Origin of the sequence: Mesorhizobium sp. M7D.F.Ca.US.005.01.1.1, assembly GCF_003952545.1 — a bacterium.
In the GTDB taxonomy this organism is placed as follows: domain Bacteria; phylum Pseudomonadota; class Alphaproteobacteria; order Rhizobiales; family Rhizobiaceae; genus Mesorhizobium; species Mesorhizobium loti.
Genome location: NZ_CP034453.1, coordinates 3,965,290 through 3,987,994, shown reverse-complemented (window position 1 = coordinate 3,987,994; position 22,705 = coordinate 3,965,290). Strand labels below are relative to the sequence as shown.

Annotated in this window: 26 protein-coding genes and 1 tRNA gene; 9 read left to right on the top strand and 18 right to left on the bottom strand. The window is 62.0% G+C overall.

All coding sequences use genetic code 11. The annotated features are described in order from the left end of the window. Positions 1-3: 3 nt before the first annotated feature. Positions 4-450 (bottom strand): iron-sulfur cluster assembly scaffold protein, encoded by a 447-nt coding sequence (locus EJ076_RS19070; protein WP_126068921.1) that lies wholly within the window; start codon positions 448-450, stop codon positions 4-6. Positions 451-690: 240 nt separating this feature from the next. Here EJ076_RS19070 and folE point away from each other — a divergent pair, with 240 nt between their 5' ends. The 3 genes from folE (at position 691) to EJ076_RS19055 (ending at position 2,875) form a co-directional block, all read left to right on the top strand. Beyond that, positions 691-1,326 carry a GTP cyclohydrolase I FolE gene (folE, locus tag EJ076_RS19065; RefSeq protein ID WP_109671533.1) on the top strand — a complete coding sequence of 212 codons (636 nt, stop codon included), beginning with the start codon at positions 691-693 and terminating at the stop codon, positions 1,324-1,326. 34 nt (positions 1,327-1,360) lie between these two features. Next, the gene (hisI, locus tag EJ076_RS19060) at positions 1,361-1,819 is read left to right on the top strand and encodes a phosphoribosyl-AMP cyclohydrolase (RefSeq protein ID WP_109671534.1); all 459 of its coding nucleotides are present in this window, start codon (positions 1,361-1,363) and stop codon (positions 1,817-1,819) included. A gap of 84 nt (positions 1,820-1,903) precedes the next feature. Further along, positions 1,904-2,875, top strand: a complete 972-nt coding sequence (locus tag EJ076_RS19055) for a patatin family protein (RefSeq protein WP_109671563.1) — start codon at positions 1,904-1,906, stop codon at positions 2,873-2,875. A 115-nt stretch (positions 2,876-2,990) separates the two neighbouring features. Here EJ076_RS19055 and recJ read toward each other — a convergent pair whose 3' ends face one another. The 8 genes from recJ to EJ076_RS19015 all read right to left on the bottom strand — a co-directional run bounded on the left by recJ (position 2,991) and on the right by EJ076_RS19015 (position 10,221). Then, positions 2,991-4,775: a single-stranded-DNA-specific exonuclease RecJ gene (gene recJ, locus EJ076_RS19050; protein ID WP_126068920.1), complete on the bottom strand. Its 1,785-nt coding sequence runs from the start codon at positions 4,773-4,775 to the stop codon at positions 2,991-2,993. A 160-nt stretch (positions 4,776-4,935) separates the two neighbouring features. Beyond that, entirely contained in the window at positions 4,936-5,160 is a 225-nt protein-coding gene (locus EJ076_RS19045; RefSeq protein ID WP_109671535.1) for a DUF6434 domain-containing protein, read from the bottom strand. 73 nt (positions 5,161-5,233) lie between these two features. Then, entirely contained in the window at positions 5,234-6,217 is a 984-nt protein-coding gene (gene glpX, locus EJ076_RS19040; RefSeq protein ID WP_126068919.1) for a class II fructose-bisphosphatase, read from the bottom strand. 203 nt (positions 6,218-6,420) lie between these two features. Further along, complete coding sequence (locus tag EJ076_RS19035) at positions 6,421-6,588, bottom strand: Thivi_2564 family membrane protein (RefSeq protein ID WP_109671537.1); 168 nt, start codon at positions 6,586-6,588, stop codon at positions 6,421-6,423. 71 nt (positions 6,589-6,659) lie between these two features. Then, positions 6,660-7,016, bottom strand: a complete 357-nt coding sequence (locus EJ076_RS19030; protein WP_109671538.1) for a hypothetical protein — start codon at positions 7,014-7,016, stop codon at positions 6,660-6,662. 136 nt (positions 7,017-7,152) lie between these two features. Next, positions 7,153-8,466, bottom strand: a complete 1,314-nt coding sequence (locus EJ076_RS19025; RefSeq protein WP_126068918.1) for a homoserine dehydrogenase — start codon at positions 8,464-8,466, stop codon at positions 7,153-7,155. Between the two features lie 45 nt (positions 8,467-8,511). After that, positions 8,512-9,729, bottom strand: coding sequence for an LL-diaminopimelate aminotransferase (locus tag EJ076_RS19020; protein WP_126068917.1), 1,218 nt, complete (start codon positions 9,727-9,729; stop codon positions 8,512-8,514). Positions 9,730-9,774: 45 nt separating this feature from the next. Continuing rightward, positions 9,775-10,221, bottom strand: a complete 447-nt coding sequence (locus tag EJ076_RS19015) for a hypothetical protein (RefSeq protein ID WP_245462835.1) — start codon at positions 10,219-10,221, stop codon at positions 9,775-9,777. A 43-nt stretch (positions 10,222-10,264) separates the two neighbouring features. Here EJ076_RS19015 and phaC point away from each other — a divergent pair, with 43 nt between their 5' ends. From phaC to EJ076_RS18990, 5 genes are all read left to right on the top strand, one after another. Next, the gene (gene phaC, locus EJ076_RS19010; protein WP_126068916.1) at positions 10,265-12,100 is read left to right on the top strand and encodes a class I poly(R)-hydroxyalkanoic acid synthase; all 1,836 of its coding nucleotides are present in this window, start codon (positions 10,265-10,267) and stop codon (positions 12,098-12,100) included. A 214-nt stretch (positions 12,101-12,314) separates the two neighbouring features. Continuing rightward, positions 12,315-13,559 (top strand): YcbK family protein, encoded by a 1,245-nt coding sequence (locus EJ076_RS19005; protein ID WP_126068915.1) that lies wholly within the window; start codon positions 12,315-12,317, stop codon positions 13,557-13,559. Positions 13,560-13,783: 224 nt separating this feature from the next. Beyond that, positions 13,784-13,858 (top strand) — tRNA-Glu (locus EJ076_RS19000). An 88-nt stretch (positions 13,859-13,946) separates the two neighbouring features. Then, positions 13,947-14,381 (top strand): PIN domain-containing protein, encoded by a 435-nt coding sequence (locus EJ076_RS18995; RefSeq protein ID WP_126068914.1) that lies wholly within the window; start codon positions 13,947-13,949, stop codon positions 14,379-14,381. Positions 14,382-14,742: 361 nt separating this feature from the next. Continuing rightward, positions 14,743-14,985, top strand: coding sequence for a hypothetical protein (locus EJ076_RS18990; RefSeq protein WP_109671545.1), 243 nt, complete (start codon positions 14,743-14,745; stop codon positions 14,983-14,985). A 372-nt stretch (positions 14,986-15,357) separates the two neighbouring features. On the opposite strand, the gene EJ076_RS18980 is transcribed toward EJ076_RS18990, so the two are convergent. The 7 genes from EJ076_RS18980 to EJ076_RS18950 form a co-directional block, all read right to left on the bottom strand. After that, on the bottom strand, positions 15,358-15,762 hold the full coding sequence (locus EJ076_RS18980) for a TadE/TadG family type IV pilus assembly protein (protein ID WP_126068913.1): 405 nt from the start codon (positions 15,760-15,762) through the stop codon (positions 15,358-15,360). Further along, positions 15,752-16,192, bottom strand: coding sequence for a TadE/TadG family type IV pilus assembly protein (locus EJ076_RS18975; RefSeq protein ID WP_170136885.1), 441 nt, complete (start codon positions 16,190-16,192; stop codon positions 15,752-15,754). Before EJ076_RS18975 ends, EJ076_RS18980 begins: the two co-directional genes overlap by 11 nt. Positions 16,193-16,197: 5 nt before the next feature. Further along, the gene (locus tag EJ076_RS18970; protein ID WP_164548683.1) at positions 16,198-17,424 is read right to left on the bottom strand and encodes a pilus assembly protein TadG-related protein; all 1,227 of its coding nucleotides are present in this window, start codon (positions 17,422-17,424) and stop codon (positions 16,198-16,200) included. A 427-nt stretch (positions 17,425-17,851) separates the two neighbouring features. Then, a complete protein-coding gene (locus EJ076_RS35825) occupies positions 17,852-18,283 on the bottom strand; it encodes a DUF6074 family protein (RefSeq protein ID WP_245462834.1) in 432 nt (143 codons plus the stop codon). 42 nt (positions 18,284-18,325) lie between these two features. Continuing rightward, the gene (locus EJ076_RS18960; RefSeq protein ID WP_013532001.1) at positions 18,326-18,622 is read right to left on the bottom strand and encodes a DUF982 domain-containing protein; all 297 of its coding nucleotides are present in this window, start codon (positions 18,620-18,622) and stop codon (positions 18,326-18,328) included. A 152-nt stretch (positions 18,623-18,774) separates the two neighbouring features. Continuing rightward, positions 18,775-19,014, bottom strand: coding sequence for a hypothetical protein (locus tag EJ076_RS18955; protein WP_109671548.1), 240 nt, complete (start codon positions 19,012-19,014; stop codon positions 18,775-18,777). 111 nt (positions 19,015-19,125) lie between these two features. After that, positions 19,126-19,545, bottom strand: a complete 420-nt coding sequence (locus EJ076_RS18950) for a hypothetical protein (protein WP_109671549.1) — start codon at positions 19,543-19,545, stop codon at positions 19,126-19,128. A 200-nt stretch (positions 19,546-19,745) separates the two neighbouring features. On the opposite strand from EJ076_RS18950, the gene map reads away from it, so the two are divergent. Beyond that, a complete protein-coding gene (map, locus tag EJ076_RS18945) occupies positions 19,746-20,573 on the top strand; it encodes a type I methionyl aminopeptidase (protein WP_109671569.1) in 828 nt (275 codons plus the stop codon). A 30-nt stretch (positions 20,574-20,603) separates the two neighbouring features. On the opposite strand, the gene EJ076_RS18940 is transcribed toward map, so the two are convergent. Beyond that, positions 20,604-21,929 (bottom strand): HAMP domain-containing sensor histidine kinase, encoded by a 1,326-nt coding sequence (locus tag EJ076_RS18940; protein WP_126068912.1) that lies wholly within the window; start codon positions 21,927-21,929, stop codon positions 20,604-20,606. After that, positions 21,926-22,693 carry a response regulator transcription factor gene (locus tag EJ076_RS18935; RefSeq protein WP_164548865.1) on the bottom strand — a complete coding sequence of 256 codons (768 nt, stop codon included), beginning with the start codon at positions 22,691-22,693 and terminating at the stop codon, positions 21,926-21,928. The genes EJ076_RS18940 and EJ076_RS18935 overlap by 4 nt, the downstream gene beginning before the upstream one ends. Positions 22,694-22,705: the final 12 nt, after the last annotated feature.

Sequence of the window (22,705 nt, the reverse complement as noted above, 5' to 3'; positions counted from 1 at the left end):
CCCTCAGGCCGCTTCTTCGGCGCGCTTCTTTTCGATCTGGCCGATCGCGTCGACCACGGCATCGAAAGTCAGCATGGTCGAGGCATGACGCGCCTTGTAGTCGCGCACCGGCTCTAGATATCTGAGGTCCGCGAAGCGACCGGCCGGCGGGGCGCCATTTTCTTTCAGCATCTTCAGCATGGTGTCGCGCACCGCGCGCAATTCCTCGGCACTGGCGCCGACGACATGCTGCGCCATGATCGAGGACGACGCCTGGCCGAGCGCGCAGGCCTTCACGTCATGGGCAAAGTCCGTGACCACGCCATCGCGCATCTTGAGGTCGACGGTGACGGTCGAGCCGCAAAGCTTGGAATGCGCCTTGGCGGTCGCGTCAGGATGATCGAGGCGACCGATGCGGGCGATGTTTCCGGCAAAACCGAGAATTTTCGTATTGTAGACATCGTTTATCATTATTTTCCAATCCGTCGCCGCCAAGCGAACAGCGATTGCCGCTGTCGTGTCTTCCTTTCGCTCATCATGACCATATATAATGCTGGCAGTCCGGTATCGACAAGACAACGAAAGCCAATGTCCTTGCCGGGAAGTTCACGCCACTTACGGGGCTGGAAACGGGGCGAGTTTCCGAAACCGAAAGGTCGTGGTCCGTTCAACTCGTTCCTCCGCCGAGAGGGACTACGGGAGACGCCTTTTATGGATGCCGTCATCAAGAAACTCATGCCCCAGTCAGCCTATATGGAGAAGCCGGTTACCGACCGGCCGAGCGAAGCCGAAGTCGAGGCCGCCGTGCGCACGCTTTTGCGCTGGACCGGCGACAATCCGGACCGCGAAGGGCTGATCGACACACCGAAGCGGGTGGCCAAGGCCTATCGCGAAATGTTCGGCGGCTACGACATGTGCCCGGCCGAGGAACTCGGCCGCACATTCGAGGAGGTCGCCGGCTACGATGACCTGGTTATCGTCAAGGACATAACATTCCATTCGCATTGCGAGCACCACATGGTGCCGATCATCGGCAAGGCGCATGTCGGCTATCTGCCGGACGGCAAGGTCGTCGGCCTTTCCAAGATCGCGCGTGTCGTCGACATCTTCGCCCACCGCCTGCAGACGCAGGAGGCCCTGACGGCGCAGATCGCCGGCGTCATCCAGGACGTGCTCAATCCGCGCGGCGTCGCCGTCATGATCGAGGCCGAACACATGTGCATGGCCATGCGCGGCATCCGCAAGCAGGGTTCCACAACGCTGACCTCGACCTTCACCGGTGTCTTCAAGGACACGCCCGAAGAGCAGGTCCGTTTCGTCACCATGGTGCGCGGCGGCGGGGTCTGATAGCCCCACCGACTTCGCTAGATAAGGACCGGCGATGTCGGCACTTGAATTCCCGAAAGCTCCGTCAGACAAGAAAGCGCTCGAGGAAGGCGCGGTGTTTTCACCGCGCTTCGACGCTGCCGGTCTGGTCACTGTCGTCGTCACCGACGCCCAAGATGGCATGCTGTTGATGGTTGCGCACATGAATGCGCAGGCGCTGGCGCTGACGCTGGAGACAGGCATCGCTCACTACTGGTCACGCTCGCGCAACGCGCTTTGGAAAAAGGGCGAAACCTCGGGCAATTTCCAGCATGTCGTCGAGATGCGCACCGATTGCGACCAGGATGCGTTGTGGCTGCGCGTCAAAGTGTTGGGCCACGACGCAACCTGTCACACCGGTCGGCGTTCATGCTTTTATCGGACGGTGGGGCTGGTCGATGGCAAGGGGACGCTTGCCGGCGACGGCAGCAAACCGCTGTTCGATGCGGAAAACACGTATCGGAAGCCTCTGTGAACCATTCAATATTCACAAACCACTCATGTTCACTATTCTCAAACGTACTTCCTGTAGAAAGGGAGTGGGACAAGGGAGATCATGATGCTCGAGTGGGCGTCATTGCGTAACAGACCAGATGTCAGGGAGGCCAACGGCCTGTCCTCGTCAGGCGGCGCGTCCGAAACGAAACCTCCGAAGAAAACAGGCATTTCGCTCGCCTTGGGCGGCGGTTGCGCCCGCGGTTGGGCGCATATCGGCGTACTGCGCGCGCTCGACGAAGCCGGTATCGAAGTGTCGATGATCGCCGGCACCTCGATCGGTGCTCTGGTCGGCGGTTGCTATCTTGCCGGCAAACTGGACGAACTCGAAGAATTCGCCCGCAGCCTGACCAAGCGACGCATCTTCGGCCTGCTCGATCTCAACCTGCGTGGCAGCGGCCTGTTCGGCGGCATGAAGCTCGACGCCCGGCTGCGCGAGCACATGGCCGGCATTCGTTTCGAGGATTTGGTCAAGCCGTTCGTCGCAGTCACGTCCGAAATCCGCACTGGCCACGAAATCTGGCTGTCGAGCGGCTCGTTGATCACCGCCATGCGCGCTTCCTATGCGCTGCCCGGCGTGTTCGAGCCGGTGAATTGCAATGGCCGCGTGCTGGTCGACGGCGCTCTGGTCAACCCGGTGCCGGTTTCGGTCTGCCGTGCCTATGAGCAGCCGCTCGTCGTAGCGGTCAATCTTCACTATGATCTGTTCGGCCGTGCCGCCGTTATCAAGCACAGCGCCGGCGAACTGGTCGTCGAAAAGGACGCGCCGAGACCCGGTCAGGTCGACGCCGAGCACCAGTCGCATCAGACGCGACTCGGCATCACCGGCGTCATGGTCGAGGCCTTCAACATCATCCAGGACCGCATTTCGCGCGCCAGGCTTGCCGGCGATCCGCCCGACATGTCACTGCAGCCGAAGCTCAGCCATATCGGCCTGACCGAATTTCATCGCGCCGACGAGGCGATCAACCTCGGCTATCAGGCGACGATGGCCCAGATCGGCGAACTGACCCGGCTGCAGTCCGTTCTGGCCTAGGCCTATCTGCCCCTTTCAACACATGATTGGTGCGTTCCGTCACACTGACGGAGCCATGCTGCCCCGCGACGCTGTTGCCCTATGTACACCGGCCAGTTGAGTTGGCCGCAGGCGACTATGCGCGCGCCGCATCGACAATGCGAAACTGCACCGTGCGGTTGCCGTTCCAGTAATTGCCCGACAGCGAACCGGCGACGTGGATAGTCTTGCCCCGGTTCTTGAACAGGAACTCGCCAAGCGCGGTATCGACGGCGCGAAAGGCGATCGCCTGGATGCGACCGCCGCTTTCCGATTGCAGCTCGACGCGGATGTGGTTGGTGCCGACCGGCCTGGCGTCTGCCAGCCGATGGCGCGGCAGAGCGAAAACGGGTGCTGCATGCCCGGCACCGAACGGTCCGGCCTTTTCCAGCGCGTCGAGCAGTCCAAGCGTCGCGCCTTCAGCGGCAAGCGCGCCGTCGATCGCCAGGCTTTCCTCGCCTTGCAGCCGGAACACATCGGCTGCCGCCCGCTCTTCGAAAAACGCCCTGAGCTCGCCAAGCTTCGCCCGCTCCACGGTGATGCCGGCCGCCATGCCATGGCCGCCGCCCTTGACGATCAGCCCGGCATCGGCCGCCTCGCGCACCAGCCGGCCGAGGTCGAAGCCGGACACCGAACGGCCCGAGCCGGTGCCGACGCCATTGGCGTTGAAGGCGATGGCGAAGGCGGGTCGGCGGGCATGGTCCTTCAATCGTGAGGCGAGCAGGCCGACAATGCCCGGATGCCAGCTGTTGCTGGCGGTGACGACGATGGCGGGGCCATTGCCGCCGGCAAGCTCTGCATCGGCCTCGGCACGCGCTGCGGCGAGCATCTCCTGCTCCATCAGCTGCCGTTCCTGGTTGAGCCGATCGAGCGTCTCGGCGATGGTGCGCGCCTCGACCGGGTCGTCGGTCGCAAGCAGCCGGCTGCCGAGTGCGGCATCGCCTATGCGCCCGCCGGCGTTGATGCGAGGGCCGATCAGATAGGCCAGATGGAAAGTGCTGATCGGCTCGCCGATGCGCGACACCCGTGCCAGTGCCGCCAGCCCTTCGTTCTTCTGCTGGCGCGCCATCTGTAGCCCTTTGACCACGAAGGCGCGGTTGACGCCGGTCAATGGCACCACGTCACAGACGGTGGCCAGCGCTACAATATCAAGCAGTGAAAGCAGGTCCGGCGGGGTGGCATCGGCCATGCGGCCGCGCAGGATCTTGGCCGTCTGCACAAGGGCGAGGAAGACCACGCCGGCGGCACAGAGATGGCCCTGCCCGGAAAGGTCATCGTCGCGATTGGGATTGACGACAGCGATTGCCGCCGGCAAAGCGCCGCCGACCTGGTGGTGGTCGAGCACCACGACATCGGCCCCGGCATCGTTGGCGGCATCGATGGAAACGGCACTGTTGGTGCCGCAATCGACGGTGACGATCAGTGTCGCGCCACGCGAAACAAGCTCGCGCATGGCATCCGGATTGGGGCCATAGCCCTCGAAAATACGATCCGGGATGTAGATTTCCGACGGCACCGAGAAATGCGTAAGGAACCGCTTCAGCAAGGCCGACGAAGCGGCGCCGTCGACATCATAGTCACCGAAGATCGCCACCTTTTCCCTGGCCATCACCGCGGCGGCGATGCGTGCCGCCGCCCTGTCCATGTCGGTCAGCGATGCCGGATCCGGCAGAAGATCGCGGATCGTCGGGTCGAGAAACCGCTCCGTCTGCTCGGCGGTGACGCCACGACCGGCAAGCACCCGCGCAACGACATCGGGCACGCCATGGCCTTGCGCGATGGCGAGCGCGATCATGTCCTGCCGCTCGGTCAGCCGGTGCTCCCAGGAGACCCCGGTAGCCGACTGCCTGACATCGAGGAAGAGGCGTTTTTCGCCGGTCATACGCTTTGCCAACTCATGATTGGCCGCAGGATAGTGCATGTCACCCAAAAGTGCGCAGCGGTTTTGGGACAACGACATGCATGAAAGCGCGTCGGGTGAACGCGACGCGCTTTCGGCCAAAGGCAGGCAAAGCCAAGCGGTTCACGGGTGTTCAAGAAAACTACGCTTTCCGCTTTTCAGCCCGGCGCCGAAGCCATTCGTCGGCTGCATCGCCCATCGTCTTGTCCGCACCGTCCTTGAGCCAGGCCATGAAAGGCCGGTCGAATCTGAACGCATCGCCGCATTCCCGGGTGAGAAAACGGCGCACGTTCTGGGTGTTGCGATAGGACTTCGTGATGGCGGTGGCGCGCGAAATCGGATCCGCGTGCCAGTCGAACGGTTTCATCGTCAAATCCTTGCAGCCAGCATCGGACGCGCCCGAATGGCTAACAATTGCAAGGTGGCTTCGCAAGCGAGCGTCAGAACTTATCCAGGTCCTGATGCCTGGCCTTGATCTCGCGCACCGTCCGCGACGACGAGCGCAGCACGATCGTGTGGGTGGTGATGTAATTGCGGCCGAACTTGACGCCAGCCAGCATGTTGCCGTCGGTGACACCGGTCGCCGCAAACAGCACATCGCCGCGCGCCATGTCCTCCGTCCGATAGACCCGTTTCGGATTGGAAATACCCATCTTTGCCGCGCGAGCGACCTTTTCCGGCGTGTCGAGGATCAGCCGGCCCTGCATCTGGCCGCCGGTGCAACGCAGCGCGGCCGCCGCCAGCACGCCCTCGGGCGCGCCGCCAGTGCCAAGATAGATATCGATGCCGGTTTCTTCGGGATCCGTGGTGTGGATGACGCCGGCGACATCGCCGTCGCCGATCAGCCGGATCGCGGCACCCGTGGCGCGCACCGCATCGATCAGCTTGGCATGACGTGGCCGGTCGAGGATACAGGTGGTGATATCCGATATAGTGACACCCTTGGCCCTCGCGAGACTGGCAATGTTTTCGGCCGGCGAGGCATCGATGTCGATGACGCCGTCTGCATAGCCAGGGCCGATGGCGATCTTGTCCATGTAGACATCGGGTGCGAACAGCAGGCTGCCCTTCTCGGCGATCGCGATGACGGCGAGCGCATTGGGCAGGTTCTTGGCGCAGATCGTCGTGCCTTCGAGCGGATCGAGTGCGATATCGACGGCCGGACCTTTGCCCGAGCCGACTTCCTCGCCGATATAGAGCATCGGCGCTTCGTCCCTCTCGCCCTCGCCGATCACCACCGTGCCCTTGATGGCAAGGCGGTTGAGCTCCTGGCGCATGGCATCCACGGCGACCTGGTCGGCCGCCTTTTCGTCGCCGCGCCCACGCAGCCTGGCGGCCGCGACGGCGGCCCGTTCGGTGACGCGCACCAGTTCCATGGTGAGTATCCGGTCAAGACCGGCGACGATGTTCTGGGCCACATTCATCTGGTGATTTCCTCGTTGGCAATGCGGCCTCCCGCCGGAGGCGGGCCTGTTTTGTCAGGCGAGCATGACAACGGCAAGACCCATCCAAAACTTTATCGAATAGCCAGCAATATCAATCGATTAAACGCATTTTGAAACGACGCCGGCCCGGTCGCAAAGAACCGGGCCGGCATGAAAAATTGAACATCGGCGCCCTTCGCGGCCTAGAAAACCGCAAGGTATTTGAGCAGCGAAATGATGCCAATGATGATCACGATGATCTGGGCGATCTGCCTCATGCGGGCATCGAGCGGCAGACGCTGAACCAGATAGAGAACGAGGATGATGACGAGGAATGTGATCAGGATGCTGATCAACGCGGATGAAGCCATGGTGCCCTCCTTAAAGATGATGTGCTGAAACAGGGAAATGAGCCGGAGAAACCGGCCCTATCGCGCCGCGATCAATACCAGCGGCGCGACGTGTCGTTCATCGACTGGCCAATGGCGAAGCCGGCCAGAAAGCCGAGCAGGCCGATCACGCCGACCACGGCTGTCGTCGTACCGGGATTTTCGCGTGCGACTTCCGAAACAGCATGGGCCTGGCTGCGCAGCTGTTGGGCGGTTCGCGACGCGCGGGCCGCCGCCGTGTCGTAGAAATCGGAAGCCTGTTCGCTGGCGTCATCGAGCATTTCCGCGCCCCGCGCCGAAATGCTCTTGTTGATCTTGGTGATCTCCTTGCGCAGTTCGGCAATCTGCTTTTCCAGCGTCTTCTGGATGTCGTCGATGTGCGGGGTGTCGGATTTGTTGGTGTCGGCCATGAAGCGGCTCCCTCTGGTTGCTGACCAAGAGAACGGCGGCGACGCGAATTCGTTCCGGCCGGAAGCGGCTGTTTGCCGTCAGGCCGGACCTCGATGCCTGCGGGATTCCTGTCCCACGCGGCTATCCCCAGGAAAACTACCCTGCCCGCTCGATGCGGATGACCTGAGGCTTGTCGGTCAGGTGGCCGTCCTTGGTGATGCCGTCGACGGCCTTGCGCACGGCGGCCTCCGTCGTCTCGTGGGTGACGAGGATCACCGTCTTCTGAGCTGCCGCCTCGCCGTTGACCGCGTGCTGGACGATCGATTCCAGCGAAATGTCGTTGTCGGCCATGCGCTTGGCTATTGCCGCAAACACGCCGATGCGATCATGCACGGTCAGCCGGATGAAGTAGCCGCCGGCATGGCTGCGCATCTGCGCCTTCTTATACGGTTTCAGCTCCTTCGCCGGCCGGCCGAAGACCGGACCGTGCTGGAAGCCGGGCCGGCTCTTGGCGATGTCGGCGATGTCGCCGATGACGGCCGAGGCGGTGGCGTTGCCGCCCGCACCGGGGCCGGACAGCAGCAGCTCGCCAAGAATGTCGGTCTCGATCGCCACCGCATTGGTCACGCCGTGCACCTGCGCGATGACCGAGGCGGTCGGCACCATCGTCGGATGGACGCGCTGCTCGATGCCGCTCTCGGTGCGCTGGGCGACACCAAGCAGCTTGATCCGGTAGCCAAGATCGCCGGCCGCGCGGATGTCGGCCTGGGTGATGTTGGAAATGCCTTCCATGTAGATGTCGTTGGCGGCGATCCTGGTGCCGAAGGCAAGGCTGGTCAGGATCGACAGCTTGTGCGCGGTGTCGTGGCCCTCGATGTCGAAGGTCGGATCGGCCTCGGCATACCCCAGCCGCTGCGCGTCCTTCAGGCAGGCGTCGAATGAGATGCCCTCGGCCTCCATGCGGGTCAGGATATAGTTGCAGGTGCCGTTGAGGATGCCGAACACGCGGGTGACCGAATTGCCGGCCATCGCCTCGCGCATCGTCTTGATGACCGGAATGCCGCCCGCCACGGCGGCCTCGTAGTTAAGCAGCACGCCCTTCTTCTCGGCGATCTCGGCCAGCGCCACGCCATGCTTGGCGAGCAGCGCCTTGTTGGCAGTGACGACGTGACGGCCGGCTTCGAGTGCCGCCTTCACCGATGAGCGCGCCGGCCCCTCGTCGCCGCCGATCAGTTCGACGAACACGTCGATTTCGGCGGCCTGCGCCATCTTGACCGGATCGTCGAACCACTTTGCCGAACTCAGATCGACGCCGCGATCACGCTTCTGGTCGCGCGCCGAGACGGCGGTGACGATGACGTCACGGCCGCACTGGCGGGTCAGCTCCGCCGCCTTGTCGCGCAGCACGCGCGCCGCCGACGCGCCAACCGTGCCGAGGCCGGCAATTCCAACACGCAATGGTTCAGCCATGTCCGGCGACGTCCCTCAAGTCAGATCAAATTGCGTGCGGCAAACTTACCGGTGAGCGGAAAGCGGAACCACATTGTTGGGTTGCTTGGCGCTGGTCGCCAGGAAGCGCTTGATGTTGCGCGCCGCCTGCCGGATCCGATGCTCGTTCTCGACCAGCGCAATGCGCACGTGATCGTCGCCATGTTCGCCGAAGCCGACACCGGGCGCCACCGCCACGTCGGCATGTTCGATGAGCAGCTTGGAGAATTCGAGCGAGCCGAGATGCCGGAACGGCTCCGGGATCGGCGCCCAGGCAAACATCGACGCCGCCGGTGCCGGAATGGTCCAGCCGGCGCGGCCGAAGGCATCGACCATCACGTCGCGGCGCTTGTGATAGATGTCGCGGACCTCGGCGATGTCGGCGCCGTCGCCGTTGAGCGCGTGTGCCGCCGCCACCTGGATCGGCGTGAAGGCGCCGTAGTCGAGGTAGGATTTCACCCTGGTCAGGGCCGAGATCAGCCGCTCGTTGCCGACGGCAAAGCCCATGCGCCAGCCCGGCATCGAGAAGGTCTTCGACATCGAGGTGAACTCGACACAGACGTCGATCGCGCCCGGCACCTGCAGCACCGAAGGCGGCGGATTGCCGTCGAAATAGATCTCCGAATAGGCAAGGTCGGACAGGATGATGATGTCGTTTTTCTTGGCGAAGGCGACCACATCCTTGTAGAAATCGAGCGAGGCGACCAGCGCCGTCGGGTTCGATGGATAGTTGAGGATCAGCGCCAGCGGCTTCGGGATCGAATGCTTGACGCCGCGCTCGAGCGCCGGGATGAAGCCGTCATCGGGCTCCACCTGCAGCGAGCGGATGACGCCGCCCGACATGATGAAGCCGAAGGCATGGATCGGATAGGTCGGATTCGGGCACAGGATCACGTCGCCAGGCGCCGTGATTGCCTGCGCCATGTTGGCGAAGCCTTCCTTCGAACCAAGCGTGGCCACCACTTGCGTATCGGGATTGAGCTTCACGCCGAAGCGCCTGTTATAGTAGCTGGCCTGCGCACGGCGCAGGCCCGGAATGCCGCGCGATGAGGAATAACGATGCGTGCGCGGATCGCGCACGATCTCGCACAGCTTGTCGACGATGGCCTTGGGTGTGGGCAGGTCCGGATTGCCCATGCCGAGGTCGATGATGTCGGCGCCGCGCGAACGGGCGCTGGCCTTGAGCCGGTTGACCTGCTCGAAGACGTAAGGCGGAAGCCGGCGAACCTTGTGAAATTCTTCCATGGCAGTTCCAGACAGCAAAGGGGGTATTGGGCGCGCGCTATATACTTATTTGCAGGTAGGGTCGAGGGCGGGATCGCATTTGGCTTCGATCTGCTTCAGCGTTTCGTCGCCATGCTTCTTGGCGAGATCCGTCAGTGCCGCCTGGTTGGCGACCTTCGGACCGCCGCCTTTGGCTGCCTGCGCGTTCTCGTCCGCCTTCAATTGCGCAAGCTTGGCGTTCTTCTCGGCTTCGGTGAACTGCGGCGCCGCCACTTGCGGCTTAATGTTCAGGTTTGGAAAGGTGCCGGTATCCTTCGGCCCCGTCCCCGCAGCAATAGGCGTCGGGCCGCTCGTGTTGGCGCTCGAGCACCCGGCAATCCCCATGAGGACGATCGACGCGCCGATGCGGCAAAAACGTCCGGCACCGAAAAAAACAGTCTCGCCAATATTAATCGTCATATTGTTTCCTTGGCAGCCGAGGTAAGCGAGATTGGACCCGGTCGGATGTCCCATGTTAATATGTCAAGAAAAGGCCTCGGGAGGAACCCCGCCAACCATGTCCAAAACACCCGATTCGGGCAAAGCGGAAGATGACGAGCCTTCGACCGTCGAGCAATATCTGGTGAAGGACCCGGAACGCTTCGCTCTGAACATGGCGCGCATGATCGAGCAGGCCGGCAAGGCGGCGTCCGCTTGGGCCGAGCCGCGCGAAAAAGGCGACGTGCGCGATCACGTCGCCGAGCCGGTTGTCGACATGGTGAAGACCTTTTCCAAGCTCAGCGAATACTGGCTTTCCGATCCGCAACGCGCGCTGGAAGCGCAGACGCGGTTGTTCTCCGGCTACATGACGGTCTGGGCCAACGCCATTCAGCGCACCAGCAACGCCGCGGAAGCCACCGAAGACGCCGTCAAGCCGGAGCGCGGCGACAAGCGCTTCCTCGACCCCGAATGGGGCCGCAACGCCTTCTTCGATTTTCTCAAGCAGGCCTATCTCGTCACCTCGCGCTGGGCGGCCGATCTGGTCGAGCACGCCGACGGTCTGGACGAGCACACCCGCCACAAGGCCGGCTTCTACGTCAAGCAGGTGTCCAACGCCATCTCGCCGTCGAATTTCATCCTGACCAATCCGGAACTGTTTCGCGAAACCGTCGCCTCGAACGGCGAGAATCTGGTTCGCGGCATGAAGATGCTGGCTGAGGATATCGCCGCCGGCAAAGGCGACCTGAAGCTGCGTCAGGCCGACTATTCACCCTTCGAGATCGGCAGGAACATCGCCACCACCCCTGGCAAGGTGGTTGGCCGCAGCGATGTCGCCGAGATCATCCAGTATGACCCGGCGACCGAGACGGTGCTCAAGCGGCCGTTGCTGATCTGCCCGCCATGGATCAACAAGTTTTACATCCTTGATCTGAATCCGCAGAAATCCTTCATCCGCTGGGCGATCGAACAGGGCCACACCGTGTTCGTCATCTCCTGGATCAACCCGGACGAGCGCCACGGCGCCAAGGGTTGGGAGGCCTATATCCGCGAAGGCCTGCAATATGGCCTCGACACGGTCGAGAAGGCCACCGGCGAACGCGACGTCAACGCTATCGGCTATTGCGTCGGCGGCACGCTTTTGGCGGCGGCACTGGCGCTGATGGCGCGAGAAGGCGACGACCGCATCAAGTCAGCCACCTTCTTCACCACGCAGGTCGACTTCACTCATGCCGGCGACCTGAAAGTGTTCGTCGACGAGGAGCAGATCGCCGCGGTGGAAAAATCGATGAGCGAAAAGGGCTATCTCGACGGCACCAAGATGGCGACCGCCTTCAACATGCTGCGCTCGGGCGATCTGATCTGGCCCTATGTCGTCAACAACTACATGCGCGGCAAGGATCCCCTGCCCTTCGACCTGCTCTACTGGAACGCCGATTCGACCCGCATGGGCGCGGCCAATCACTCTTTCTACCTGCGCAATTGCTATCTCGAGAACAATCTCTCGCGAGGCATGATGGAGCTGGCGGGCCACACGGTCTCGCTCGGCGACATCACCATCCCGATCTACAACCTCGCTTCCAAGGAAGATCACATCGCGCCGGCGCTTTCGGTATTTCTCGGCTCGAAATATTTCGGCGGCAAGGTCGAGTACGTGATGGCGGGATCGGGCCACATCGCGGGTGTCGTAAACCCGCCGGCATCCAACAAATACCAATACTGGACCGGGGATACGCCAACGGGCGACTTCGGCCAATGGGTAGCCAAGGCCACTGACCACCTAGGATCCTGGTGGCCGCACTGGCAGAGCTGGATAGAGGCCAAGGACAACACCCGCGTGCCGGCCCGCAAACCCGGCAAGCATATGAAAACCTTGGGGGATGCTCCCGGTACCTATGTGAAGGTGCGTGTGTAACGGACTGTAATGTCTGGTGAGTTGACGGGCCGGTAAAAGCGGGCGAAATGGTGTCGTCAACCATCAAGCAGCCCTAATTTGGCAATCACTGCAAAAATACTTTCAGGCTTGCGGATTTGACACAGGTCTCGTTTCCGGATCGGAGACAAAGGTCACCTTGACAGCGACGTATGCGTGCCGCGCCAAGGAAACCGACCGGGCATCGAGGGGGAATTTGACTTTGAAATCAGCAGGATGGAGCCTCGCAAAGGGAGAACGCCGCGCCATTGTGGCAGCGCTTTGTTCCTTGCTTCTGGCCTCCTGCACCTCGGCTGGTGATCCGACAATGTCGGTCGGAATGCCCGGCTACAATGCCACCGCATCGGACATAAGCGCTGCCTCCAGCGGCAAGGCGACCGTCGCCTCCGATTCGTCTGAGGTCACGACCGAGCAGACGACCGTGATGACGGCAAGCGATACGGCGCTGCCCGAGAAGGTCGCCTATGTGCCGATGGCCAAACCGGGAGCCGCCTTTCCGCTGACCACGCCGGCGGGCGCCGAAACGATCGTCGGCAACACGCCGCAGTCCTTGCAGCAGCAGGCGCAGACGGCGCAGCAGAACGACACGGTTGCTCAGCAGATCGCAGCTGCCGACGCCGGCGTAAACGCGCAGAAGCCGACAGCCGCTCCGGCCATGAACAACCCGGTCTATGTGACGGCTGGCGAGATGCCCCAGGCCGAGGAACCAAAGAAAAAAGGCTTCCTGGCCTCGATGTTCGGCGCCACGCCGGCCTCGGCGACGCCCCTTATCAACACCCGATCGGGCGAACCCGCGGTGCAGGCCAAACCGGCGCCGGCAGCAGCAAAGCCGATCATCACGCTCGCCTCGGCCAATTCCACGGCAAAGCCGGTGCAGTTGGCTTCGCTCGGCGGCGACAATAGCGGCCACATCACTGGTAGCGACGCCCTGCCCGGCGTGCGCCAGACAGCCCTGTTCGAAATCAAGCGCAAGTCCGGCATCGACGACGAAAGCGACGTCGACCTCAACGAGGATGAGGGGCCAGTCGGCGGCTCCTATCAGGTTGCGTCCGCCGCCGGCATGGCCCGGCTGGCGCCCAACGGGCTGCTCAAGCAGAACGAAAGCGTCGATGTGGCCTGCTTGAAGCCGTCGCTGGTGCGCGTGCTGAAGACGATCGAAGGCCACTACGGACGCAAGATGACGGTGACGTCAGGCTATCGCGACCCGGCCCGCAACCGGCGCGCCAACGGCGCCAAGAATTCGCTGCACATGTATTGCGCCGCCGCCGACATCCAGGTGCCCGGCGTTTCGAAATGGGAACTGGCAAGCTACATCAGAAGCATGCCCGGCCGCGGCGGTGTCGGCACCTACTGCCACACAGAATCGGTTCACGTCGACGTCGGTCCGGAGCGCGACTGGAACTGGCGCTGCCGCCGGCGCAGCGGTGGTGGCGACGGCTAGCGGCAACTTCGTCATCCTATGGCGAAGCAAGGAGCGAAGCGCCGCGGCGCAGACCCTGGGATCCATGCCAGGACAGTAGCCGACGAGTGCAGCAGAGCAGAATTCCGCACCTTGCCGGACATAGCGAAATCCTTGATTACAAGGCTCGGAAAAAAGTTGTCCAAGGTGGCACCTGACGGGTTGCCGGTTGCGCACAACGCCAGTATAAGCCGCTTCGTCTGAGCGCGCCCATCGTCTAGCGGTTAGGACACCGCCCTTTCACGGCGGTAACAGGGGTTCGATTCCCCTTGGGCGTACCAGGCTTTTCAATGTCTTAGTTAGTTTTGATACCGATGCGCCGAATAAACGCCGGCGGATTTCAGCGAACATTGGCTTTGAAGTTGGCCCATGAAGGTGATGCTGGACACAAATGTCTTCAACCATCTCGTGGAAGGTTCGATCGATCCTGCCCCAATCCCAGCAGAATGGGAGCCTGTGATCACGCATATCCAGAACGACGAAATCGAGCGGACATCCGATCCCACAAAGCGAAACGCTCTCCAAGCCATGGTCACCGCAGTTACGCATATTCGAGTTCCGACCGAGACTGCGGTGTGGGGTATGTCTCGATGGGGTGAGGCGAAATGGACCGGCCCCGCATCCCTCTGTAGCGAACTGAAGGATCAGCTGGACCGTGAGAAGAAAAGGCCGAGCAACAGCGCAGACGCCCTTATTGCCGACACCTGCATCCAGAACGGTTTTCTGCTCGTCACCAATGACCAAGCTTTGAAGAAAATCGCTAGCGCGAATGGTTGTGCCGTACTTGACCTGCGAAAGCCATGAGGCTGTCGTCGCCCTAGCCGTCCGGTGCCAATTGCGGTGCCAGTTCTTTCCTGCGACGGTCGATAGTCGGTATGGCGGCGGGAAGATGGACTGGATCAATATTGCGGCTCTCGCAGTCGCCCTGATCGCCTTGGCGATGTCTGCTCATTTCTGGAGGCGTCAGTTTCGCCCACTCGTCACTGCGATGGTCAAAACCCATCGGGGGACGTGGTCATCCAGAACGACTAGCACCATACCCGGACCCAGCTCTGAGGAGGAGCCGGGTCGGGACCAAAGGGATAGGGCGTTCTCCTTTTGAGGGAATCGCGAACCGTGAAGAGGCGGCGTATAGGTGGCCATCGTACAGTGAGGAGCCGTCACGATGCTCTTTGAACCGCTCACCCTGGACGGCCGAAAGCGAAGCGCCGCCTACCACGCAACACGGCTTTCGACCCTGCGCGGCCGCCTGGCGAAGAAGCTCGACCAGGTCGACCATGCGGCCGATCGGGTTGAACAGGCAGCGGCCGTTTTGGTCGAGGCCACCCGTCAACCTGACACGGACGTGACGATCGCACCTTCGGTAGTTTTGATGCATCTGGAAGCCAGTCAGACGCTCGGTCTCTGACCTTTGGGAAGCGGCGAATGTCCTCGCGCGCGCGGCTTTGGCGCCAACACAAGGAAGACGTAGGGCATGAGGCCCCACACCCCCATTCCGTTCAGCTTCGCGGACGGGCATGCTCGCTCGACCGTTCATGCAGCTGAGTCGCATTCTGCTCATGGGGAGAAGAGCGTGGATAAACTAAACATAGGAGCTGATCAGGCTAAACTCTGGCGAGACCAGGCCCTGCGCGGTCGCCGGAGGCGTCTATCGCATAACGTCGTGTCGTGGGCGCTGATCCTGACGGCGATAATCATCCTCTGTGGTCTGATCGCGCTCAAGGCGTACAAGTAAGCAGCGCCCAGCGCGCGGTCTCGCCGATCGCTGTCCTGTCAGAGCCTAGCCGCCGACCAGCGGCACGGTAACGGTTGTCGCGTAGTTGATCGGGAAGGCGCTGAAGTAAGGGAAGTCGATGACAAAGGCGTAGGTGGCGGTCAGATGCGCCATGCGGAAGCCGCCGCTCGCCGGGTCGATGGCGATCGTGACGTTCACATCCTTCAAACCCAGGGCCTGCAATTTCTGCGTGGCGATCGATTGGATGTCGGCCTGGGTCAGCGTGTTCTGAAGCTGCAGCGAACGCGAGGACGTCTCCAGCGTATAGCGAACACTGGAGACCGAGTTCATCGACCAGCCGAAGGCGAAGATCCCGAACAGCAGCATGACGAGGAAAGGCGCGATCAGCGCGAATTCCAGCCCGGCGCCGCCCGATCGATCCCGCCCGAACGCGCTTGCCCTAGCGGACACGGATCATCTCCTGGTGACCGATCGTGGTGGAAGCAGCAAAGGCGCCGAAGGCAATGGGCGGCACCCAAGTGGCCGATGCCTGGATCTGGACATAGACCGATGGTGCTTTCGGCCCACTGCACAAGGTGGCAGCGTCGACGACGGTCGTCCCGCACATGTAAGTCCGGCTTAGCGTGACCTGGCCGTCCTCCGGCCGATTCTCCCAGCTCGCAATGGCAACAGCCTTGGTCGCCGTATCATTGGTCGATCCGCCCATGACCAGGTTCGCGGCAGTCTTCACGCCGGCACGCATCGACAGCGAGCTCGTTACGTAGGACCAGCCGTCCAGAATGCCGAGCAGCACCAGGCACAGGATGGGCAGCACCATCGCGAACTCGACCGCCGCAACGCCCGCTTTATCGCTGAGGATCGGCGCCGATCGGCGTTCCACGGAGGCTACTCTACCAGCGCCACGGACAGCCCCGCCGGAATGTCGCGCATTCCGAGGCTCGTGCAATCCTGGTTGATGGTTGTGCTGCCGGACCATTGAATCGTATTGGCGACGACCTGGGTGCAGCCGCCGTTGCCTGAGAAGTTGCCAAGATAGTTTACTTGCTGTTTGGGGAAGTAGATGGCTCCGGTCAGCAGCGAGTCCGCTGTGCCGTTGAATGTGCTGGATGCGGGGGTACCGGTCCTGTCGCCGTAGAACAGCACACCGGAATAGGTGCCCGAGGTCGGCGCGCTGAGCTTCACAGAGGCGTTGCCATTCATGCTGACGGTCGAACTGCCCGACATGAAGATGGTCACACCGCTGCCGATAATGGCCGCGTTGGCGTTTATCTTGAGATCGCCCTGAACGACATAGACGCCAGGCGAAAGCGTGACATTGCCCTTCAGCGTCATGCCGCCGCAATAGGTGCCTGGGCTCAGCGTCGGCTTGTTGTCGTTCTGGCAAGGGTTCGAGGCCGCCGGGGCTGGCAGGTCGGCAAATGGATCGGCGGCAGGCAGCGCCTGGGTGATCGGGGCCGCGCAGACCGTAGTGACGGGATTGCTGAGCCAGACGCCGCCCGCCGAAATCAGGCAATCGATCTGGAGGCCCGCCGAGCCCTGAAGCTTGATGGCGTCAGGGGCGATCGAATTGGACATCACCACGCAGCCGGTAACCTTCACGATAGTATTGCCGGAAAACAGCGCTGCCTGCGGGGCGGCCGGATCGAGCGCGGTCATGCAGGCCTTCGAGGCGTTGGTGATGAGGGCGACCGCCCTCGCCTGTTCGGGAACCTGGGCCTGCGTGAAGATCAAGGTAAACATCCGGTCGAGCTTCTGGCCGACGATCACCTCGACCGCTTTCTTCGCCGTATTCGGTCCGGACGCTGGCGGCGTATTGACGACGATGGTGCCCGAGCCCAGTCCGTTCGTCGCTGCCGACTGGGTCGCGGCCGCGACGATTGTCGGCTTGTCGGAACCCGAGACCTGTTCAAGCGCGCCGGCATAGGCGGCGGCATCAGCCGTCGCCTGCAGTCTCAGGCTGTTGTAGTACCAATAGGAGGTCTCGACACCGAAGCCCGCGGCGCCGACAACGATCGGCAACGTCAGGGCGAAAATGGTGGCAACATTTGCGCGGGTGCTCCGGCATATACCGTCCGCCACAAGCCGAATTCGGGTGAAGCAATTGGAGACCATGGCATAGATTAGAAAGCACGCATATATGAACGAACGGCTAAAAAGTTCCGTTCAATTTTGACCAGTGATCTATTGGCATCCAGAACAAGGAGATTCATGGCCGATCGACGGCATTAAAGGCAGCAACACGACCAAAAGCCCGCATCCCACGTGGACGATTGCCGGCGACAGTTTACCGTTTGCTAACAATGCAATTGCGGAGATGGTGGCAAGTGACCCGCTATGGGGCAGGACTGCCATCCATTCGCGATAGGATTTATGCGCGGCAAACCGGGACCCACTCCATCGGATACCGAGCCAGCGAGCACTCCGTGCCCTTGCCTACCAGTTCACCCTGAACTCGATATTGCCGCCATGGTCTGCATCCGATCGGCGAACTTGCCGTCGAAGGTGGCGAACACCGATGTGTTGCTACCCCGGTTCAGCTTTAAGCGGAAAGAATTGGCATCGACTCCGCAGCCGTTTCGGCCATCATCTCTCTCTGTACGGCCAGGAAGAACCTGCGCACTTCATCGCTGGCTGCTGTTCTGTCCCTGCCGGATCCGACCACGCGATCGAGCAACTCCGACGCCTTGGCCCTCCAGAAGGAGGTGGCGGTCTCGCCATGCAGATTGCCGAGCTTGGCGGCAACTTCCCTGACCAAGAATACCTGACGGTCGATCGGGAATGCACGAACTTTTTCTAGGGACATCTTCCGAACCATGAGACTGACGCAACGAATCAACCATTGCCAACAAGCAATGGCGTAGCCGGGAAGGTGGAAACGGAAGCTTAACGGCGCTGACGTTGGTGCGCCTGGTGAGGTCGTCGGGGACAAAAGGCGCAGCCATACGCCCACGACATCGCCGTGTGCGTTCAAACGCCATCGTTGGCGTTGGGCAGGTGAAACGGGCGACGGCCCTCAGGCCTGGAGCGCCCTTGCCTCACCGCCGCGCTTGCGCGGCGTCATCATGTCCCTGGCCATCAGTCCGCTCGCCCGGCAAAACGCCATGAATGCCCGGCAGGCATCCTCGGTCTTGACCACGTCCACCGTGGCGCCAAAGCAGGCGTTGAACGCTTTCTGATAGATCGGGCCCTGACGACGCGCAGGCCAGTCCTGAAGAAAATCGAGCGCCTGCTCGACGCCGTAAATCTCCTCGACTGGCAGGCCGGGCGCGGGTGCGATGCGCACCGGCACCTCGAATTGCAGTCTGTCCATTTCCTATCTCCCGAACCGGCGTCACCGAGGCTACGCCATTCGTCGTCAAAAGTTGCTTTGACAGGCTTTTGACCCAGAAATGTGTCGTCACTTGGGTCGCTGAACAGCCACGTCGCCCAAAACAATCGAGGATATGCTTTGGGCGACTGCGCTCACTGGTTCGCTGGATCCGTCTCCGCGTCGAAAGCCATGCGAATCGCGGTGATCAGCACAAATATCGTCGGCACGGCGAAGATGCCGCCGAGCACAAGGGCCGACATCGGCGACAGGCCGAGTGTCTCGGCAACCGCCCAATAGACGGTTCCGATGCAGATGAGCGCCTGAACGGAGAGGAACGCGGCAGCCGAGGCCGCACGCGACAGGGTTTTGAAAGTCTTGATGCGTTGTTGCATTGAAATAGTCCGGAAATGCCGCGCCGCGCGACCGCGGCGCGGCCACAGCCGCCGCACGATCACGACGCGAACAGGGATAGTGAAGAGGTGAAGGGTGCGGCTCTGGACCGCTTAGGCCGCGATGCCCGGCGGTGCGCGCGGCTGGTTGGTGCCCGCCCTCGGAGCCGAGGCCGCTCCGTATCCCGAAACAGCCGCTCCCGGCAGCGTGCGCTCGACCCCGGGGAAGACAGCGTCGGGGACCGGCAGGGCGGGGTGGCCGCCGGCGAACTTGACCAGGGCCGGACGGACGGCGCGAACTTCCAGCGCTTGCACCTTACCGGTGACACGCAGCAGCGCCGCCACCTCGCCAGACCGCTCGACACCGATGCTGGCACCGCTCGGCGCACTATCCGCGAAGGCTGGCGCCGCCGGCCGGCCGAGGCATAGCATCGCCAGCAGCACCATGCCCATCAGGCATGAGCAGGCTGCCGTCAGCGGCGCTTCAAGCCATCTGGCTTGCCTGGCCGTGAAGGGGCGCGATCTCGAAAACATCACCCGCCCTACCGCACGATGGCCAGAAAGGAAAGTAAACCGGGCAAAACCCGGCGAGACATTACCCTATGCAAGGCAAATATCCCGAATGCACGGCTGCATCAGGCAGTTCTTCCTTGAACCTTTTGCCCTCAAGTGCCAAATCTGGGGAGATTTTCACGTCGGCTCTCTTGCAGAGCCCTACCGACTACACGGACAAAATGGTCACCTATCTCGACGCCGCCACGGCACCGCTCAGAAATACCGGCCAGATTCGCCTCTATGGCGAGGACGGCTTTGCCGGCATGCGCAAGGCATGCGATCTCACCGCGCGCTGTCTCGACGAACTGGTGCCGATGGTCGAGCCCGGCGTCACCACCGAAACCATCGACCGCTTTGTCTTCGAATTCGGCATGGACCACGGCGCGCTGCCGGCGACACTCAACTATCGCGGCTACACGAAATCGTCCTGCACCTCGATCAATCATGTCGTCTGCCATGGCATTCCCGACAACAAGCCGCTCAAGGATGGCGACATCGTCAACATCGACGTCACCTACATCCTCGACGGCTGGCACGGCGATTCCTCGCGCATGTATCCGGTCGGCACGATCAAGCGCGCCGCCGAGCGCCTGCTCGAAGTCACGCATGAATGCCTTATGCGCGGCATAGCGGCGGTCAGGCCCGGCGCCCGCACCGGCGCCATCGGCGCCGCCATCCAGACCTATGCCGAGGGTGAGCGTTGCTCGGTGGTGCGCGATTTCTGCGGCCACGGCGTCGGCCAGCTTTTCCATGACGCACCGAACATCCTGCACTATGGCAGTGCCAATGAGGGCGTCGAGATGCGGCCCGGCATGATCTTCACCATCGAGCCGATGATCAATCTCGGCCGACCGCACGTGAAGGTTCTGTCGGACGGCTGGACCGCGGTGACGCGCGACCGCTCGCTGTCGGCGCAGTACGAGCACACGATCGGCGTGACCGACACCGGCTGCGAGATTTTCACCCTGTCGCCCAAAAAGCTCGACCGCCCCGGCCTGCCGGCTTAAAGCGCGTCGTCTTACCCGGCACGAGGCCGTCTAAGACGGTTGGGCACTTGGACCATTCGGCAGGTCGATGGTGACGACCAGTCCGTTGGGTTGATTGTCCTGCAATTCGATCCTGCCGCCGTGTCCCTGGACGATGTCGGCAACGATCGAAAGACCCAGGCCAAAGCCATGCTTCGATGCAATGCCGCGCGACGCATCTTCTTTGAAGAACGGTTCGAAAACACGAGCGCGCGCCGTCATCGGAATGCCCGGCCCGTCATCGCCAACCGTGATGCGTGCCGCCGTGTCGGTCGCCGTCAATGCGACCGTGACATTGCCAGCGAATTTGACCCCGTTGTCGCAGAGATTGGCAATCGCCCGCGCCAGTGCATTGGGCTTGCACCAGCCCAGAAGCCGATCCGGTCCGGAATATGAGACCGGAAACCCGACATCGGAGAATTCAGCACAGACGGTTTGCAGAACGCTGGCAATGTCGGCGCGCTGCAGCTTCTCCGTCGAAACGTCGTTGCGCAGATAGGTCAGGGTCTCGTCGATCAGGACTTCGATGTGCTGGACATCGGAGAGGATCGCGGTTCGAACGGGGCCATCATCCATGCGCTCGGCGCGAAGCCGCAGCCGCGTCAAAGGCGTGCGCAGATCATGACTGACGCTGCGCAACATGCGCGTGCGGTTTTCTATCATCGTTCGGATACGCGTTCTCATCCTGTTCAGGGCGCGCGCCAGCCCAACCATCTCAATGGAGCCGCGTTCGACGAAAAGCTGGTCGCTATTCTCAATCTCGGCCGACCCGACTGCCGCCGAGATGCGCTTCAGCGGGCCCGTCACGGCCCATACCGCAAACAGCCAGATCAGGACGGGCAAGGCGACGAAAGCCATGAACCTGTAGAACGAGGCACGCACGAAGCCAGATGTCAGCCAGGAATCGGGCATACCGAAATGAGCAAGGACGTCATGCTGGTCGAGGTCGATCACAAACGCGTATCGGCCGCCGATCCTTATCCAGCGCCCATCAACCGCCCCCCTGTCGATGCGGAAAAGCCATTCGATACTTCGCCACTGCAGATAGGAATAGGGAATGCTGCGGATCTGTTCCTTGGGCAGCACCTTGAGATCAAAACCAGCTCGCGCAGCTGTCGCCAGAATTGCGCCACGCGCTTGCGCTGGCGTTTCGCGTAGCAAGGCAGCAAAAACGGCCGCTCGCCTGGCGCTATCTTCCACAACGGGAAGGTCGACGTTCTCTATGAAACTCTCGACGACCGATCCGACGGACATGATCACAATCACCGCGATGAAAATGATTGCCGCAAACTGCCCGCGCACGGACTGGGGCAGAAAACGGCGGACGAAACCCCTCATGCTTCCTCCACCGTTGCGGTGAAGATGTAGCCACCCAACCGAACAGTCCTGAGAAGCACCGGATCGCGCGCGTCCTTTTCGATCTTCTGGCGGATCCGGCTGACATGCACATCGACGCTTCGTTCGATCGGTCCGGCGAGCCCGGCGTGGGTCACGCTGAGCAGTTCTTCGCGCGAGAGAACCCGGCCCGCATTGCGGCAGAACGCAAGCAGCAGGTCGAATTCATGCGTCGTCGTCGCAACCCGCGCATTGCTCGGATCATGCAATTGCCGGCGGATCGGATCGAGGCTCCAGCCGTTGAAGCGAAGCACCTTCGACCGGTCCCGCTCGTCGGGAGCATAGGCCGTGCGGCGCAGCAGCGCCCGTATCCTGGCCGTCAGCTCGCGCGCGCTGAATGGTTTCGTCACATAATCGTCCGCGCCGATTTCCAGTCCGAAGATACGGTCGATTTCTTCGCCAAGCGCAGTCAGCATCAGGATCGGAATGTTCGTTCCCGTACGAAGACGGCGGCAGATGTTGAGACCGTTCTCACCCGGCAGCATGACATCGAGCACGATGAGATCGAATTTGTGGTTGCGAAGCGCGGCATTCATCTGGACGCCGCTCTCGGCAATTTCCACGATCATGCCGTTATCGGTGAGCGTCTCACCCAGCATGCGCGCGATCTCGATATCGTCTTCGACAATAAGGATACGCGAATCCTGCCTTGCCGATTTGAACTTGGCGTTCAAATCGCTCCGGCTCGCGTTTGCCGCAGCCTGCATCGTTACCTGTGT